The organism is Kitasatospora sp. NPDC004615 (genome assembly GCF_042873545.1).
Taxonomy (GTDB): Bacteria; Actinomycetota; Actinomycetes; order Streptomycetales; family Streptomycetaceae; genus Kitasatospora.
Map to the genome: position 1 here is coordinate 98,592 of NZ_JBIALQ010000003.1, position 15,719 is coordinate 114,310.

Annotated in this window: 16 protein-coding genes; 5 read left to right on the top strand and 11 right to left on the bottom strand. The window is 72.6% G+C overall.

The window, feature by feature from the left end:
* Positions 1–17: 17 nt before the first annotated feature.
* The gene (locus ACFYS8_RS11470; RefSeq protein ID WP_387639121.1) at positions 18–518 is read right to left on the bottom strand and encodes a MarR family winged helix-turn-helix transcriptional regulator; all 501 of its coding nucleotides are present in this window, start codon (positions 516–518) and stop codon (positions 18–20) included.
* Positions 515–940, bottom strand: coding sequence for an SRPBCC family protein (locus tag ACFYS8_RS11475; RefSeq protein ID WP_387639124.1), 426 nt, complete (start codon positions 938–940; stop codon positions 515–517). The genes ACFYS8_RS11470 and ACFYS8_RS11475 overlap by 4 nt, the downstream gene beginning before the upstream one ends.
* A 230-nt stretch (positions 941–1,170) precedes the next feature.
* Here ACFYS8_RS11475 and serS point away from each other — a divergent pair, with 230 nt between their 5' ends.
* Positions 1,171–2,466 (top strand): serine--tRNA ligase, encoded by a 1,296-nt coding sequence (gene serS / locus ACFYS8_RS11480; RefSeq protein WP_387639127.1) that lies wholly within the window; start codon positions 1,171–1,173, stop codon positions 2,464–2,466.
* Positions 2,467–2,566: 100 nt separating this feature from the next.
* Here the strand turns inward: serS and ACFYS8_RS11485 are convergent, their stop codons facing one another.
* Positions 2,567–3,664, bottom strand: a complete 1,098-nt coding sequence (locus tag ACFYS8_RS11485) for a sensor histidine kinase (protein ID WP_387639129.1) — start codon at positions 3,662–3,664, stop codon at positions 2,567–2,569.
* The gene (locus ACFYS8_RS11490; protein WP_387639131.1) at positions 3,661–4,320 is read right to left on the bottom strand and encodes a response regulator; all 660 of its coding nucleotides are present in this window, start codon (positions 4,318–4,320) and stop codon (positions 3,661–3,663) included. The genes ACFYS8_RS11485 and ACFYS8_RS11490 overlap by 4 nt, the downstream gene beginning before the upstream one ends.
* A gap of 69 nt (positions 4,321–4,389) precedes the next feature.
* Between ACFYS8_RS11490 and ACFYS8_RS11495 the strand changes: the two genes are divergently transcribed.
* A complete protein-coding gene (locus ACFYS8_RS11495) occupies positions 4,390–5,718 on the top strand; it encodes a diacylglycerol/lipid kinase family protein (protein ID WP_387639134.1) in 1,329 nt (442 codons plus the stop codon).
* Positions 5,719–5,756: 38 nt separating this feature from the next.
* Entirely contained in the window at positions 5,757–6,302 is a 546-nt protein-coding gene (locus ACFYS8_RS11500) for a phosphatase PAP2 family protein (protein ID WP_387640683.1), read from the top strand.
* Here the strand turns inward: ACFYS8_RS11500 and ACFYS8_RS11505 are convergent.
* The 6 genes from ACFYS8_RS11505 to kdpF all read right to left on the bottom strand — a co-directional run bounded on the left by ACFYS8_RS11505 (position 6,290) and on the right by kdpF (position 14,096).
* Positions 6,290–6,964, bottom strand: a complete 675-nt coding sequence (locus ACFYS8_RS11505) for a response regulator (RefSeq protein ID WP_387639137.1) — start codon at positions 6,962–6,964, stop codon at positions 6,290–6,292. The genes ACFYS8_RS11500 and ACFYS8_RS11505 overlap by 13 nt on opposite strands.
* Positions 6,961–9,474: an ATP-binding protein gene (locus ACFYS8_RS11510; RefSeq protein ID WP_387639140.1), complete on the bottom strand. Its 2,514-nt coding sequence runs from the start codon at positions 9,472–9,474 to the stop codon at positions 6,961–6,963. The genes ACFYS8_RS11505 and ACFYS8_RS11510 overlap by 4 nt, the downstream gene beginning before the upstream one ends.
* Positions 9,475–9,611: 137 nt before the next feature.
* Complete coding sequence (gene kdpC, locus ACFYS8_RS11515; protein WP_387639143.1) at positions 9,612–10,229, bottom strand: K(+)-transporting ATPase subunit C; 618 nt, start codon at positions 10,227–10,229, stop codon at positions 9,612–9,614.
* Positions 10,230–10,247: 18 nt separating this feature from the next.
* Positions 10,248–12,344: a potassium-transporting ATPase subunit KdpB gene (kdpB, locus tag ACFYS8_RS11520; protein ID WP_387639145.1), complete on the bottom strand. Its 2,097-nt coding sequence runs from the start codon at positions 12,342–12,344 to the stop codon at positions 10,248–10,250.
* Positions 12,344–14,005, bottom strand: a complete 1,662-nt coding sequence (gene kdpA / locus ACFYS8_RS11525; RefSeq protein WP_387639147.1) for a potassium-transporting ATPase subunit KdpA — start codon at positions 14,003–14,005, stop codon at positions 12,344–12,346. The genes kdpB and kdpA overlap by 1 nt, the downstream gene beginning before the upstream one ends.
* A 1-nt stretch (position 14,006) precedes the next feature.
* Positions 14,007–14,096, bottom strand: coding sequence for a K(+)-transporting ATPase subunit F (gene kdpF / locus ACFYS8_RS11530; protein WP_043915087.1), 90 nt, complete (start codon positions 14,094–14,096; stop codon positions 14,007–14,009).
* A 284-nt stretch (positions 14,097–14,380) separates the two neighbouring features.
* Between kdpF and ACFYS8_RS11535 the strand changes: the two genes are divergently transcribed.
* A complete protein-coding gene (locus ACFYS8_RS11535; protein WP_387639150.1) occupies positions 14,381–14,731 on the top strand; it encodes a hypothetical protein in 351 nt (116 codons plus the stop codon).
* Positions 14,728–14,853 carry a hypothetical protein gene (locus tag ACFYS8_RS11540; protein ID WP_387639153.1) on the top strand — a complete coding sequence of 42 codons (126 nt, stop codon included), beginning with the start codon at positions 14,728–14,730 and terminating at the stop codon, positions 14,851–14,853. Before ACFYS8_RS11535 ends, ACFYS8_RS11540 begins: the two co-directional genes overlap by 4 nt.
* A gap of 17 nt (positions 14,854–14,870) precedes the next feature.
* On the opposite strand, the gene ACFYS8_RS11545 is transcribed toward ACFYS8_RS11540, so the two are convergent.
* On the bottom strand, positions 14,871–15,704 hold the full coding sequence (locus ACFYS8_RS11545; RefSeq protein ID WP_387639156.1) for an NAD-dependent protein deacetylase: 834 nt from the start codon (positions 15,702–15,704) through the stop codon (positions 14,871–14,873).
* Positions 15,705–15,719: the final 15 nt, after the last annotated feature.

The window sequence follows — 15,719 nt, forward strand, 5'->3', positions numbered from 1 at the left end:
CGGGGCGGCCAACTGCCTCAGGGCGCGTCGACCAGGTGGCGGAGCAGCCGGCTGAGGGCGACTCCGTCCATGGCCGGGCGGCCCGGTCCGGGGAAGGCGGCGGGGGCGAAGAACGAACGGTCGGCGGCCTCGACGTCGGGGATCGCGGCGCGGGCCAGGCCGACGCCCTGCGAGGTGATGCGCAGGCGCAGGGACCGGGTGTCGTCCGGGTCGGTGGTGCGGGTCAGCAGGCCCTTGGCCTCCAGCTTCCGCACCACCTGCGAGGTGGTGCGGACGTCGGTACCGGCCTGCTGGGAAAGCTCCTGCTGATTGGGGGTCTTGCCCTGCTCGTTGAGCCACCAGGCGCAGGAGAGCAGGACGAACTGGGGGTGCGTCAGGTCGTAGGGGGCGAGCGCGGCGGCGACTTCGCGCTGCCAGCGCATGGTGGCGTGCCACAGCCAGAAGCCCGGGCTGTGCACCGGGCCGTCGGCCAGCAGGTCCTGCTCGACGATCGCCGCGTCTTCGGGGTGAATCTTCATCGGGCCACTCGCTCCGCCTGGGCCAGCAGGCCGGCCATTGCCTCGGGGAAGTCCTCGGTGATCATCGGGCCGAGCTCGGGGCCGAGCCCGTCGGCGTCGGGGCCGGTGATCTCGAGGCGGTGCAGGACGCGGGTGCCGCCGTCGGGCAGGGCGGTGAGGGTGTGCGAGAAGCTCAGCGTGGTCCCGCCGAACTCGGTCTCGTCGGCGTAGACATGGTTCTCCTCGATCCGGGTGATCACCGAGACGATCGGCTCCTGGCCGGTCGGCGTCATGGCGACCTTGCTGCCGACGGCGAACGGGCCGTCGAGCGTCACCGACTCCATCGAGGTGTCCCAGTTCGGCCAGGCGTTCAGGTCGCTGAGCACCGCCCAGACGGCGTGCGGCGCGGCGGTGGTGTCGGCGGTGTGCTCGTGCTGCCACATGGTGAGGTCCCCCTGCAGAGTCGGTCGTGTTTCCGAGTTGCTCTACGCAGAGATTATCTCCGCGTAGAGCAACTCGCAAGCGTGACCGAACCTGACCGAACCCGATCACTTCTGACCACACCCACCGACCCCCCACCCGCCCCCACCGCCCCCCAAAGCCCGTGCACCCCGATCCGCCCCCCTGCTACGGTCGGGACACTTCACCTGGCTGTCCCGAGGAGCAGACTCCGATGCATGATGCCCGCGCCCTGATCGACCTGGGGGACGAAGCCGTCCGGCGGCTCGCACGTCGCGGCTACCGGCTCGACCTGTCCGCACTGGAGGCCCTGCAGTCCCGGCGCAACGCGGGCATTCAGGCCGGTGACGAGCTGCGGGCCAGGTCGAAGCAGGTCGCGCAGGAGGTGCAGCGGACGGCGAAGCAGGGCGGGGACGTCTCGGAGCTGAAGGAGAGCGCCCGCGCGCTGAAGGAGCAGATCCAGCAGAACGAGGCCGAACTGGAGACGGTTCAGCAGGAGTTGACCGATCTGCTGCTGACCATCCCGAACCTGCCGGCCGACGAGGCGCCGGACGGGTTCTCGGACGAGGACGCCCTCGAGGTGCGCCGGGTCGGGGAGCCGCAGGCGTTCGGCTTCGCGCCCAAGGACCACGTCGACCTGGGCGAGACCATGGGCATCATGGACTTCGGCCGGGCCACCAAGCTGTCGGGTTCGCGGTTCAGCGTGCTGCGCGGCACCGGTGCGGCGCTGGAGCGGGCGATCGTCGCGCTGCTGCTGGACCTGCACACCCGCCGGCACGGCTACGTGGAGCACGCGGTGCCGTACCTGGTGAACCGACGCACGATGACGGGCACCGGCCAGCTGCCGAAGTTCGAGGAGGACCTGTTCCGGACGGGCGTCGCGGACCGGGACCTGTTCCTGATCCCGACCGCCGAGGTGCCGCTGACCAACCTGTACGCGGACGAGATCGTCGCCCCGGCCGAGCTGCCGCTGGCGCTCACCGCGCACACCCCGTGTTTCCGTTCGGAGGCCGGTTCGTACGGCCGCGACACCCGCGGGCTGATCCGGCTGCACCAGTTCTCGAAGGTGGAGATGGTGCGGATCTGCGCCGCCGAGCAGGCGCGGGAGCAGATGCTGCTGATGGTGTCGCACGCCGAGGCGTGCCTGCAGGAGCTGGAACTCGCCTACCGCGTGGTCACGTTGGCGGCCGGCGACACCGGCTTCTCCTCGCAGCTGACGTACGACCTGGAGGTGTGGCTGCCCAGCCAGGACACCTACCGGGAGATCTCCTCGGTGTCGGACTTCGGCACCTTCCAGGGCCGCCGGGCCGGTATCCGTACCCGCGACGAGAACGGCAAGCCGACCCCGGCCGCGACGGTGAACGGTTCGGGTCTGCCGCTGGGCCGCACCATCGCGGCGGTGCTGGAGCAGCACCAGCAGGCCGACGGTTCGGTGCTGCTGCCGAAGGCGCTGCACAAGTACCTCGGCTTCGCCCGGATCGCCGCCGACGGCACCCCCGTCGAGGAGTAGAGCCCGAGAGCCAGGACGGCGCGTGGCCACCCCGACGCAAGGGGCGGCCACGCGCCGTCGGCGTGTCCGGGCGCGGGTGCGGTCACAGCTACCGGTGCGTTCAGCCGGTCGGCAGCGTCGCCGCCACCCGCCAGCCGGGGCCGTGCGGGCCGGCGGTCAGTTCGCCGCCGAGGTCGGCGATCCGGGTGCGCAGGGCGGTCAGGCCGGTGCCGCCGCCGGGGCGGGCGTGGGGGTGGGCGGGGCCGGTGTCGGTAACGGTGACGGTGAGGCCGGTGCCGGGATGGTGGGCGACGGCGACGGTGATCCGGTCGGCGGCGGGCGCGTGGCGGCGGATGTTGGTGAGCGCTTCCAGCGCGACCCGGTAGGCGGCGTCCTCGACGGCGGGCGGCAGCGCGGGCAGATCGGTGGGGTGGTGCAGCGCGGGCCGGTCGGGGAAGTGGTCGAGCAGGGCGGGGAGTTCAGTGAGGGCGTGGCGGCGCGGGGCGGCGTCGTCGGGGGCGCGCAGGGTGTCGAGGGTGTGGTCCATGGAGGCGAGGGCGCGCTGTCCGGCGGCTTCCAGCCGGGTCAGCAGCCGGGCGTTCTCGTCCGGGTCGTAGCCGCTGACCTGGGCGGCCTGCACTTCGAGCAGGATGCCGGTGAGCTCGTGGGCGACGTAGTCGTGCAGGTCGCGAGCGACGGCGAGGCGCTGTTCGTGGCGGGCGTCGCGGACGGCGCGGGCCCGGCGGTCGTCCTGGCCGCGCAGGTAGAGGGCGGCGCCGAGGGCGGTGGCGACGGGGGCGACGGCGATCACCAGGCCGGCCACGGAGGCGTCCAGCGGCACGGGTTGGCGGAGCGCGAAGCGCAGCGGCAGGGCCAGGGCGGCGGCGGTGGTGAGCGCGCCGGCGGCCCAGGCGCGGCGGGCCGGCAGGCGTCGTACGGCGCGTACCACCAGGGCCAGCAGGGCGGCGAACTCGGCGGGCATCCAGAGCAGTTCCAGCCCGTGGTCGCCGAAGTAGCCGGCGTCGACGGCGAGTGAGAGCAGGGCGGCGGCGACGGGTGCGAGGACGGGTGAGCGCGGGCCGAGCGGTCGGTGCAGCGCGGCGAGGGCGAGGACCAGGACGGCGGTGCCGCCGGGGATCCAGCCGGCCGGGGGCCCGAGCACGGCCGGCACGAGCAGCAGCACGGCCGCGACGGCGGTGAGGGCGCGGCGGACGGTCATGCGGGCAGGTCGGTGAGGTAGCCGAGTTCGAAGGCGCGCATGGCGATGCCGACCCGGTTGCGGACGCCGAGTTTGCGCTGGATGTGTGCGACGTGGGTCTTCACGGTGCCGGCCGAGATGAACAGCGCGGCGGCGATGTCGGCGTTGGTGCGTCCGGCGGCGACTTCGCGGGTGATCTCCTGTTCGCGGGTGGTGAGGGGTTCGGCGAGCGGAGCGGCCTCGGGGCGGCGGCCGGTGACGTGCTGGAGCAGGCGGACGGTGACGGACGGGCTGATCAGGCTGTCGCCGGCTGTGGCGGCGCGGACGGCTTCGATCAGCAGGGCCGGTCCGGAGCGTTTGAGCAGGAAGCCGGAGGCGCCGCCGCGCAGCGCCGGGTACACGTACTCGTCGAGGTCGAACGTCGTCACCACGACCACTTTGACCTGTGGGTCGGCGGTGGGCCCGCAGAGTTGGCGGACGACTTCGAGGCCGTCCATCCGGGGCATCCGGACGTCGACGAGGGCGACGTCCGGGCGCAGCGCGCGGGCGGCTTCGACGGTGGCGATGCCGTCGGCGGCCTCGCCGACCACCTGGATGTCCGGTTGGGTTTCGAGGATGCGGCGCAGTCCGCGTCGCACCATCTCCTGGTCGTCGGCGAGCAGTACCCGGATGGTCACCCGGCGGATTCTGCCACAGCCCGATCGTCTTTCCGGGTCCGATGGTTGACGGGGCGTTACCGTCGGTGGATGGGTGAGGTGGTGCGGGCGAAGTGGCTGGCGCGGGCCGCGATCGGGTGCGGGACGGCGGCGGTCGGGGTGCTGGCGGCGGGGGCGGGGCTGCGCGGGGCGCTGGTGGTGGGGGTCGGGGTGGCGGCGTTGGCGCTGATCGCGGTGGGGGTGTGGTGGGCGTTGTCGCGGCGCGGGCCGGCGCGTTGGCTCGGGGCGCTGTTGGCGGTGGCGGCGCCGGTGGGTGCGGTGGCGCTGGTCGTCGGGGCGGAGACGTGGCCGTGGGTGCTGGGCGCGGTGGCGCTGTGGTCGGCGGGCCTGTCACTGGGACGGTCGGCGCTGCGCTCGGCGCGGGGGCCGCGCGAGGTGCGGGAGCGGGAGGCGCCGGGGCCGCGCAGGCCGGTGCTGATCATGAATCCGGAGTCCGGCGGCGGGAAGGTGCGGGAGTTCCGCTTGGCCGACCGGGCCCGGGAGTTGGGGGCCGAGGTGGTGCTGCTCGACCCCTCTGCCGGACCGGAGCAGGACGTGGCGCTGCTCGCGGAGCGGGCCGTGGCGGACGGCGCGGATCTGCTGGGTGTGGCCGGCGGGGACGGCACGCAGGCGCTGGTGGCACAGGTCGCGGCCCGGCACGGGTTGCCGTTCCTGGTGGTGGCGGCGGGCACCCGCAACCACTTCGCGCTGGATCTGGGCCTGGACCGGGACGACCCGGCGAGCGGCCTGGACGCGTTGACGGACGGTGTGGAGCTGCGGGTGGACCTGGGCGAGGTGGCGGGTCGGGCGTTCGTGAACAACGTGTCGTTCGGCACCTACGCGGAGGTCGTGCGGAATCCGGAGTACCGGGACGCGAAGGCGTCGACGATGCTGGCGATGCTGCCGGACCTGCTGGTGGGGTACGCGGGCGCGGAGCTGCGGGCCGAGGTGGGCGGGGAGGTGCTGGAGCGGCCGCACGCGGTGCTGGTCAGCAACAACCCGTACGACGCGGGGGACCTGCTGGATCCGGGGCGGCGTTCGCGGCTGGATCTGGGCCGGCTGGGGGTGCTGGGGGTGAGGGTGGACGGCGCGGCGCAGGCGGCGGAGCTGGCGTTGCGGGGTACGAATGCGGAGGCGGTGCGGACCCTGGTGGGGCGTGAGGTGCTGGTGACGGCGGAGGCGGCGAGGATTCCGGTGGCGGTGGACGGCGAGGCGTTGGAGCTGGACGTCCCGGTGCGGTGCGTGATCCGGCCGGGGGCGCTGCGGGTGCGGGTGCCGCGGCGCCGTCCGGGTGCGGTGCGGCCGGCGCCGCCGCTGTCATGGGGGCTGCTGTCGCGGCTGGCGGCGGGCCGCGTCGAGGCGAACGACGGTGCGCGGTGAGGGCGGTGGAGCGGTGGGTGCCGGCCGGGCGCCGGGTGATGGCGGACGTGTCGGCGGTGGACCTGGCGGTGTACGTGGCGATCGCGGCGACGCCGACGCCGGCGCTGGACGAGGGCCTGCGGCGGCTGTCGACGGCGGCGAACCACTCGAAGCTGTCGGTGGCGGTGGCGTGCGGCCTGGCGCTGGTGCCGGGGGCGTCGCGCCGGGCGGCGCTGGTGGGGCTGGGGTCGGTGGCGGTGGCGTCGGCGGCGGCGAACGTGGCGGGCAAGTCGCTGGCGCGGCGGGCCCGGCCGGACCGGGTGGCGGGGAAGGTGCCGCAGGCGCGGCAGGTGCCGATGCCGGAGTCGGGGTCGTTCCCGTCCGGGCACACCGCGTCGGCGTTCGCGTTCGCCACCGGAGTGGCCTCCCAACTGCCTTGGGCGGCGGCCCCGTTGGGCCTGCTCGCGGCGTCGGTGGGCTACTCGCGGGTGCACACAGGCGTGCACTACCCGGGGGACGTGGTGGCGGGCGCGCTGCTGGGGACGGTCGCGGGCAGTGTGGTGGCGGGCGTGGGCCGGCGGCTGGTGGCCCGTCAGGGAAGGTAGCGGTAGCCGAGGCCGGGTTCGGTGATCAGGTGGCGGGGGCGGTGCGGGTCGCGTTCGAGTTTGCGGCGCAGGGCCGCGAAGTGGACCCGCAGGTAGTTGCCGTGTTCTTCGTGGCCCGGTCCCCAGACGGCGGTGAGGAGTTGTTGGCGGCCGACGAGCCGGCCGGGGGCCGCGAGCAGCACGGAGAGCAGTTTCCATTCGATGGGGGTGAGGCGTACGGGGCCGTCGGGTCCGGTGGCGCGGGCGGCGGCGGGGTCGACGGCGTGGTCGCCGATCCGGGCGAGTGGCGGGGCGGTGGCGGGTGCGGGGCGGCGCAGGACGGCGCGGAGCCGGGCGAAGAGTTCGTCCATGACGAAGGGTTTGGTGAGGTAGTCGTCGGCGCCGCCGTCGAGGGCGTGGATGCGGTCGGCGGGGTCGGTGCGTCCGGAGAGCACGATGACGGGTGCGGAGCTGTGGCGGCGCAGGGCGCGCAGGACGTCCATGCCGTCCTGGTCGGGCAGGCCGAGGTCGAGCAGGACGGCGTCGGGCGGGGTCTGCTCGGCGAGTTCGAGGGCCTGTCGGGCGGTGCCTGCGGTGAGGGCCGCGTACTGGCGGGCGACCAGGTTGAGGCGCAGGGTGCGCAGCAGGCGGGGTTCGTCGTCGACGGCCAGGACGCGGGTCATGAGGCTTCCTGTTCGGTGGTGGCGGCGGGCAGGGTGAGCAGCAGGGTGGCGCCGCCGCCGGGGGTGTCCTCGACGTCGAGGCTGCCGCCCATGGCTTCGGCGAGGCCGCGGGAGAGGGCGAGGCCGAGGCCGAGGCCGGTGGTGTTGTCGGTGTCGCCGAGGCGTTGGAACGGCAGGAAGACGCGGTCGCGGTCCTCGGGCGGGATGCCGGGTCCGCGGTCGACGATGCGGATCTCGACGCGGTCGGCGTGGGCGGAGGCGGTGACCAGGACGGGTGCGCCGGGTGCGTTGTGCCGGAGCGCGTTGGTGACGACGTTGGCGAGGACGCGTTCGAGCAGTGGCGGGTCGGCGAGGACGGGCGGGGCGGTGTCGAGGTCGAGGGGTTGGACGGGCGCGTCGGGGTCGGGCAGTGAGTCGAGGGCGCGGGGCAGGATCTCGTCGAGGTGGGTGGGTTGCAGGTGCAGGGTGAGGGCGCCGGCCTGGAGGCGGCTGAGGTCGAGCAGGTTGTCGACGAGTCGGGTGAGTTCGACGAGGGATTCGTCGGCGAGGGCGAGCAGTTCGTTCCGGTCGTCGGCGGAGAATTCGACGTCGGGGCTGCGCAGGGAGCCGACGGAGGCGAGGGCGGTGGCGAGCGGGGTACGCAGGTCGTGGCTGACGGCGGCGAGCAGGGCGGTGCGCATCCGGTCGGCGGCGCGGATGGGTTCGACCTCGGCGGCGGCGGTGGCGAGGCGGTCGCGTTCGAGGGCGGCGGCGAGGTGGGCGGCGAACGCGGCGAGTACCCGGTGGTCGGTGTCGGACAGTCGGCGTCCGGTGAGGACGAGCAACGCGTCGGCGCCGACGGGCAGTTCGGTGGTTTCGGGGTGTTCGTCGGCGGCCGCGGGGGTGTCGGTGCGGGCGAGGACGTCGCCGGTGGCGGGGTCGAGCAGGGCGGCGGTGTCGAGGCCGAAGGAGGTGCGGGTGCGTTCGAGCAGGGCGGGGACGGCGTCGGCGCCGCGCAGGACGGAGCCGGCCAGGGTGGAGAGGGTTTCGGCTTCGGCGGTGGCGCGGGCGGCGCGGGCGGTCTGCCGGGTGGAGTGGTCGACGACGGTGGACACGCAGAGGGCGACGGCGGCGAAGACGGCGAGGGCGATGAAGTTGTTGGCCTCGCCGATGGTGAAGGTGTGCACGGGCGGGATGAAGTAGTAGTTCAGCAGCAGTGAGGCGACCACCGAGGCGAGCAGGGCGGAGGTCGCTCCGCCGAGCAACGCGACGGCGACGACGCCGAGTTGGAAGATCAGCGCGTCGGTGGTGAGGTTCAGCGCGTGGTGGCCCTGGGAGAGCACGGCGGTCAGCACCCAGGGGACGGCGAGTCCGGCGGCGTATCCGGCGAGGGTGCGGCGGCGGGAGTGCCGGCGGCCGAGCGAGGGGAGCCGGCCGCGGCCGGTGAACGCGTGGGTGACCATGTGGACGTCGATGTCCTCGGACCGGTCGACGGTGGTTTCGCCGATGCCGGGTCCGGTGAGGAAGCGGCTGGTGCGGCCGCGCCGGCTGGTGCCGAGGACGAGTTGGGTGGCGTCGCGGGCGCGGGCGAAGGTCAGCAGTGTTTCGGGGATGTCGTCGCCGACGACCAGGTGGTAGCTGCCGCCGAGGGATTCGACCAGGCTGCGCTGTTCGGCGAGCCGGCCGGGTGAGGCGCCGGCCAGGCCGTCGCTGCGGGTGACGTGCACGGCGAGGAGTTCGCCGCCGGCGGTGCGGTCGCAGATCCGGGCGGCGCGGCGGATCAGGGTGGGGCCTTCGGGTCCGCCGGTGAGGGCGACGACGACGCGTTCGCGGGTCTCCCAGACCCGGTCGATGTTGTGCACGGCCCGGTAGTCGCGCAGTCCTTCGTCGACCCGGCCGGCCAGCCAGAGCAGGGCGAGTTCGCGCAGTGCGGTGAGGTTGCCGACCCGGAAGTAGTTGGCGAGCGCGGCGTCGACCTTCTCGGCCTGGTAGACGTTGCCGTGGGCGAGGCGGCGGCGCAGTGCCTGCGGGGCCATGTCGACGAGTTCGATCTGGTCGGCGCGGCGCACCACTTCGTCGGGGACGGTTTCGCGCTGCGGTACGCCGGTGATCTTCTGCACCACGTCGTTGAGCGATTCGAGGTGCTGGATGTTGACGGTGGTGACGACGTCGATGCCGGCGGCGAGGAGTTCTTCGACGTCCTGCCAGCGCTTGGCGTGCCGTCCGCCGGGGATGTTGGTGTGGGCGAGTTCGTCGACCAGGGCGAGTTCGGGCCGTCGGGCCAGCAGCGCGTCCAGGTCGAGTTCGGCGAATTCGGCGTCGCGGTAGCGCCTTGTGGTGCGCGGGAGTTGTTCCAGTCCGTCGAGCAGCCGGGCGGTGCGGGGCCGGTTGTGCGTCTCCAGGAAGCCGACGACCACGTCGGTGCCGCGCTCCTGGCGGCGGTGCGCCTCGTCGAGCATCCGGTAGGTCTTGCCGACGCCGGGGGCCGCGCCCAGGTAGACCCGTAGCCGGCCCCGCCGGTGGGCGGGCATCCGGGCTCCGAAGGCCTGTCCTGGGTCAACTGGCATGGCGGCTCGTCTCACGGTCGGGTCGGTAGGGGCGGGTACGCGGCCGGCCGACCCGGGCGGGGGAGCGCCCGGGTCGGCCTGCTTCGGTAAGGGACGCATCGTCACTTCAGGTCGGCGACCGCACGGTTGAGCAGCACCACGTTGACGCCGCCCTGGCCGAGGAAGCCGAGCGAACGGCCGTCGGTGAACTCGCCGATCAGCCGGTCGAGTTGCTCGGGGCTGACGCCGCGGGCCCGGGCGACGCGCTGGACCTGTTCCTTGGCGTACGCGACGGAGATCTGCGGGTCGAGTCCGGAGCCGGAGGCGGTCAGCGCGTCCGGGGGGACGCTCGCCGGGTCGACGCCGTCGAACGCGGCGACGGCGGCGCGGCGCTCCTCGACGGCCTTCAGCAGGTCGGCGCTGTTCGGGCCGAGGTTGGACGCGCCGGAGGACTTCGGGTCGTAGCCGCCGGCCGACGGGCGGGGCTGGAACCACTTCGGGTCGGGCTGCGCCTGCTCGTCCGGGTCGTCGGGGTTCTGCTTGGGCAGGTCGAAGCTCTGGCCGAGCAGGCTGGAGCCGATCTCCTTGCCGTCGTTCTTCACCACCGAGCCGTTGGCCTTGGCGGGGAACGCGAGTTGGCTGATGCCGGTGATCAGCAGCGGGTAGGCGATGCCGAGGATCACGGTCATCACCAGCAGCATCCGCAGCGCGGTGAGGTGGGTACGCAGGAAGGTGGGCATGTCTCGTTCTCCTCTCTGTCAGCTCAGGCCGGGGACGAACTGGACGATCAGGTCGATGGCCTTGATGCCGACGAACGGCACCACCAGGCCCCCTATGCCGTAGACCCCGATGTTCCGGGACAGCAGCGAACTGGCGTCGGACGGACGGTACTTGACGCCGCGCAGGGCGAGCGGAATCAGGCCGATGATGACCAGGGCGTTGAAGATGATCGCCGAGGTGATCGCGGAGGTCGGGCTGTGCAGGCCCATGATGTTCAGGTGCCGCAGGCCGGGGTACACGCCGGCGAACATCGCGGGGATGATCGCGAAGTACTTGGCCACGTCGTTGGCGATCGAGAAGGTCGTCAACGCGCCGCGGGTGATGAGCAGTTGCTTGCCGATCTCGACGATCTCGATCAGCTTGGTCGGGTTGGAGTCCAGGTCCACCATGTTGCCGGCCTCCTTGGCCGCCATGGTGCCGGTGTTCATCGCCACGCCGACGTCGGCCTGGGCGAGCGCCGGGGCGTCGTTGGTGCCGTCGCCGGTCATCGCGACCAGCTTGCCGCCCTCCTGTTCCTTGCGGATCAGGGCCATCTTGTCCTCGGGGGTGGCCTCGGCGAGGAAGTCGTCGACGCCTGCCTCCTGGGCGATCGCCCGGGCGGTCAGCGGGTTGTCGCCGGTGATCATCACGGTCTTGATGCCCATCCGGCGCAGCTCCGCGAAGCGCTCGCGCATGCCCTCCTTGACCACGTCCTTGAGGTGGATCACGCCGAGCACCCGGGGCGGCCGTTCGCCCTCGCGGTCGGCGACCACCAGCGGGGTGCCACCGGCGGCGGAGATCCCGTCGACCAGCTGCGCGACCTCGGGGCCGACCGAACCGCCGTTGCCCGTCACCCAGTTGGCGACCGAGGCGGCCGCGCCCTTGCGGACCTCGCGGCCGTCCCCCTCGGGAAGGTTGACGCCCGACATCCGGGTCTGCGCGGTGAACGGCACCCATTCGGCGTGCGCCAACTCGCCCTGGGCGCGGGCCCGCAGGCCGTACCCGGTCTTGGCGAGCACCACGATCGAGCGGCCCTCGGGGGTCTCGTCGGCCAGCGAGGACAGCTGCGCGGCGTCCGCGAGTTCCTCGACGCTCACGCCCTCGGCGGGCTGGAACTCGGCGGCCTGCCGGTTGCCGAGCGTGATGGTGCCGGTCTTGTCGAGCAGCAGGGTGTTGACGTCGCCGGCGGCCTCCACGGCCCGGCCCGACATCGCCAGCACGTTGCGCTGCACCAGCCGGTCCATGCCGGCGATGCCGATCGCCGAGAGCAGCGCGCCGATGGTGGTCGGGATCAGCGCCACGATCAGCGCGACCAGCACCACGGTGGGCTGCGGGGCGCCCGCGTACGTCGCCATCGGCTGCAGGGTGACCACCGCGATCAGGAACACGATGGTCAGCGAGGCCAGCAGGATGTTCAGCGCGATCTCGTTCGGCGTCTTCTGCCGGGCCGCGCCCTCCACCAGGGCGATCATCCGGTCGATGAAGGTCTTGCCCGGTTCGGAGCTGATCTTCACCACGATCCGGTCGGACAGCACCTTGGTGCCGCCGGTGACGGCCGAGCGGTCGCCGCCGGACTCGCGGATCACCGGCGCGGACTCGCCGGTGATCGCCGACTCGTCGACGCTGGCGATGCCCTCGACCACGTCGCCGTCGCCCGGGATGACCTGCCCGGCCTCGACCACCACGTGGTCGCCGAGCCGCAGCGCGGTGCCCGGCACCTCCTCCTCGGTCTGCGCCGCAGGCCAGTTGACGAGACGTCGGGCCATGGTGTCGGACTTGGCACGGCGCAGCGTGTCGGCCTGTGCCTTGCCGCGGCCCTCGGCGACCGCCTCGGCCAGGTTGGCGAACACCGTGGTCAGCCAGAGCCAGACGGTGATCGCCCAGGCGAACACCGACGGGTCGGCGATCGCGGCGACGGTGGTGACCACCGAGCCGACCTCGACCACGAACATCACCGGGTTCTTCACCATCACCCGGGGGTCGAGCTTCTTCACCGCGTCGGGCAGCGAGGCGAGCAGCAGCTTCGGATCGAGCAGGCCCGCGGAGACTCTGTGCGGCGCCTGTTCGGGGGCCGCCGGTTCAAGGGTGGTGGACATCAGTGGAGACCTTCTGCGATCGGCCCGAGGGCCAGGGCCGGGAAGTAGGTGAGGCCGACGACGATCAGCACCACACCGGAGAGCAGTCCGACGAACAGCGGCTTGTGGGTGGGCAGGGTGCCCGCGCTCGCCGGGACGGGCTGCTGCTTGGCCAGCGAGCCGGCCAGTGCCAGCACGAACACCATCGGCAGGAACCGTCCGAACACCATCGCCAGGCCCAGCGCCGTGTCGTACCAGGTGGTGTTCACGGTGATGCCGGCGAACGCCGAGCCGTTGTTGTTCGCGGCCGAGGTGAACGCGTACAGCACCTCGGAGAAGCCGTGCGCCCCGGAGTTGAGCATCCCGGCGCGCTCGCCGGGCAGGGCGATCGCGGTGCCGGCGCCGATCAGCACGATCGTCGGGGTGGTGAGGATGTACAGCGAGGCGAACTTCATCTCCCGGCCGCCGAGCTTCTTGCCCAGGTACTCGGGGGTGCGGCCGACCATCAGACCGGCCACGAACACCGCGACGATCGCCAGGATCAGCATCCCGTACAGGCCGGAGCCGGTACCGCCGGGCGCGATCTCGCCGAGCATCATGTTGAAGATCGCCAGACCGCCGCCGAACGGCGAGTACGAGTCGTGGAAGGAGTTCACCGCACCTGTCGAGGTGAGCGTGGTGGACGCCGCGAACAGGCTCGACCCGGCGATGCCGAGCCGCTGCTCCTTGCCCTCCATCGCCGCGCCGGCGGCCTGCAGGGCGGTGCCGCCGTGCTGGTGCTCGAAGAACGTGATCAGCGCGGCCGAGGCCACCCAGAACAGGCCCATCACCGCGACGATCGCGTAGCCCTGGCGGTGGTCGCCGACCATCCGGCCGAAGGTGCGCGGCAGCGAGAACGCGATCACCAGTATCAGGAAGATCTCCACCAGGTTGGTGAAGCCGGTCGGGTTCTCGAACGGGTGCGCCGAGTTGGCGTTGTAGAAGCCGCCGCCGTTGGTGCCGAGCAGCTTGATGACCTCCTGCGAGGCCACCGGCCCGCCCGGGATCGCCTGCTGAGCGCCCGTCAGCGTGCCGACCTCGTGGAAACCGTGGAAGTTCTGCACCACGCCGTTCGCGGCCAGCACCAGCGCGAACACGATCGCGATCGGCAGCAGCAGGCGCAGCGAGATCCGGGTCAGGTCCACCCAGAAGTTGCCGACCCGGTCGGTGCGGTTGCGGGTGAAACCGCGGATCAGCGCCGCGACCACGGCGATGCCGACGGCCGCGGAGACGAAGTTCTGCACCGCCAGGCCCGTCATCTGCACCAGGTGGCCCATCGCGGACTCGCCGCTGTACGACTGCCAGTTGGTGTTGGCGGTGAACGAGATCGCGGTGTTCCAGGCCTGGTGCGCCTCCATCTCGGGCACGCCCAGGCTCAGCAGCAGGTGCGTCTGCAGCCGGATCAGCCCGTACAGGAACAGCACCGACAGCGTCGAGAACGCCAGCACCGACCGCAAGTACACCGGCCAGCGCTGGTCGGCGTCGCCGTCGACGCCGACCAGTCGGTACAGGGCCTTCTCGGCTCTCAGATGTTTCGCGGTGGTGAGCAGCCGCGCGATGTAGTCACCCAGCGGCCGGTAGCAGAGAGCCAGCGCACCGACCAGGGCGATCGCCTGGAGCCAGCCGGCAAGAGTGGCACTCATGTCAGAACTTCTCCGGGTGGATCAACGCGAGAACGAGGTAACCGACCAGCGCGGCGGCGACGATGAGACCGACGATGTTCTCCGCGGTCACAGCTTCTCCACCCCCCGCGCGATCAGGGCGATGACGGCGAACACGGCGACCGTGACACCGACATAGATCAGATCCGACATGGCATCCACCAAGGTGGCTCGGGACAACGGCCTGCGTATCTCGCCGGCCCTCAGAGCCAATCAGCGCAGCCGCCCGCATTTACGGTCCCTGACGCCCCCCATACGGGTGGTTCCCCAGCCTTGACGCCCCCTTGACGCCCCACCTCCGGGCCCGTGGGTGTGGGTCCGGCCCGGTGGCCTCACAACAGAGGAGAGGAGCCAGTCATGAGCCGGGCCGCGTCCGAGGAGACGGAGCTCATCCCCCGGCCGGACAAGACCCCGGCCGCCCTGAAAGCCGCGCTGGCCGTGGTCGCCCCCGACCGGCTACCGGAGATGATCGAGGGCCAGACCGGAGCCATGGCCGAGGCCATCGCCACCGGCGGCGTCCAGCCCATCCGCTCCTTCGTCGCGCACTGGGCTGCCGTGCTGGAGATCGAGCGCCTCCCGGCGGCCTCCCGGGCCTACCACCGGTCGAACTACCTCGCCAACCACGCGGCGAGCATCGAAGAGTGCCGTCGGCACGCCGTCACGGTCGCCGAGCTGTACCGAGCCGCGTTCGCGGCGGTGAACGAGTGAGCTGGAGCTGGGAGTATCCGCCCGACGCCGAACACGTCACCGGCGGGCTGCTCACCCACTACGTCGTGCCACGGCTGGAGCTCGTCGCGATCTGCCGGCCCACCGCGCCGGCGGCGGCGTGAGCCCGGGCCGCTCGGGGCTATGCGCCGAGTCGCTCGGCCAGGGCGGTCAGGGTCTCGCCGAGGGGGCGGTCGAGGTGGAGGGTGGCGAGGTCGTCGGCGCGGGTGGGGCCCTGGTTGATGATGGCGACGGGTTTGCCGGCCTTCGCGGTGCGGCGGACGAAGCGGAGGCCGGAGAGAACGGCCAGGGAGGAGCCGAGGACGAGCAGGGCGCGGGCTTCGTCGACCAGGCGGTAGCAGTGCTCGACGCGCGCCTTGGGGACGTTCTCACCGAAGAACACCACGTCGGGTTTGAGGACGCCGCCGCAGCGGGCGCAGTCGGCGACGGTGAAGGACGTCACCAGGTCGTCGGGGAGTTCGACGTCGCCGTCCGGGTTGATGCGTGAACCGGCCTCCCGGAAGGCGGGGTTGAGGGCGGTGAGGCGTTCGTCGAGTTCGGCGCGGGGACTGATCGCGGCGCAGGAGAGGCAGATCACCCGGTCGAGGCCGCCGTGCAGTTCGACGGCGTCGGTGGTGCCCGCGGCGCGGTGCAGGCCGTCGACGTTCTGGGTGATCACCGACGCGAGCGGTCCGGCGGCGCGCAGCCGGGCCACCGCGAGGTGGCCGGCGTTCGGGCGGGCCCTGGCGATCACGGCGCGCCCGGCGTGGCTGCGCGCCCAGTAGCGGCGGCGGGCCGGCTCCCCCGCCAGGAACTCCTGGTAGGTCATCGGCGCCCGGTGCCGTCGGATCCCGTCCGGCCCCCGGTAGTCCGGGATCCCGGACTCGGTCGACAGTCCGGCACCGCTCAGCACCGCCACGCCACCCCGGGCGAGCAGCCGGGTGAGCGCGGGCAGGCCGTCCTCGTGCGCGGTCATACGTCCATTGTGGAC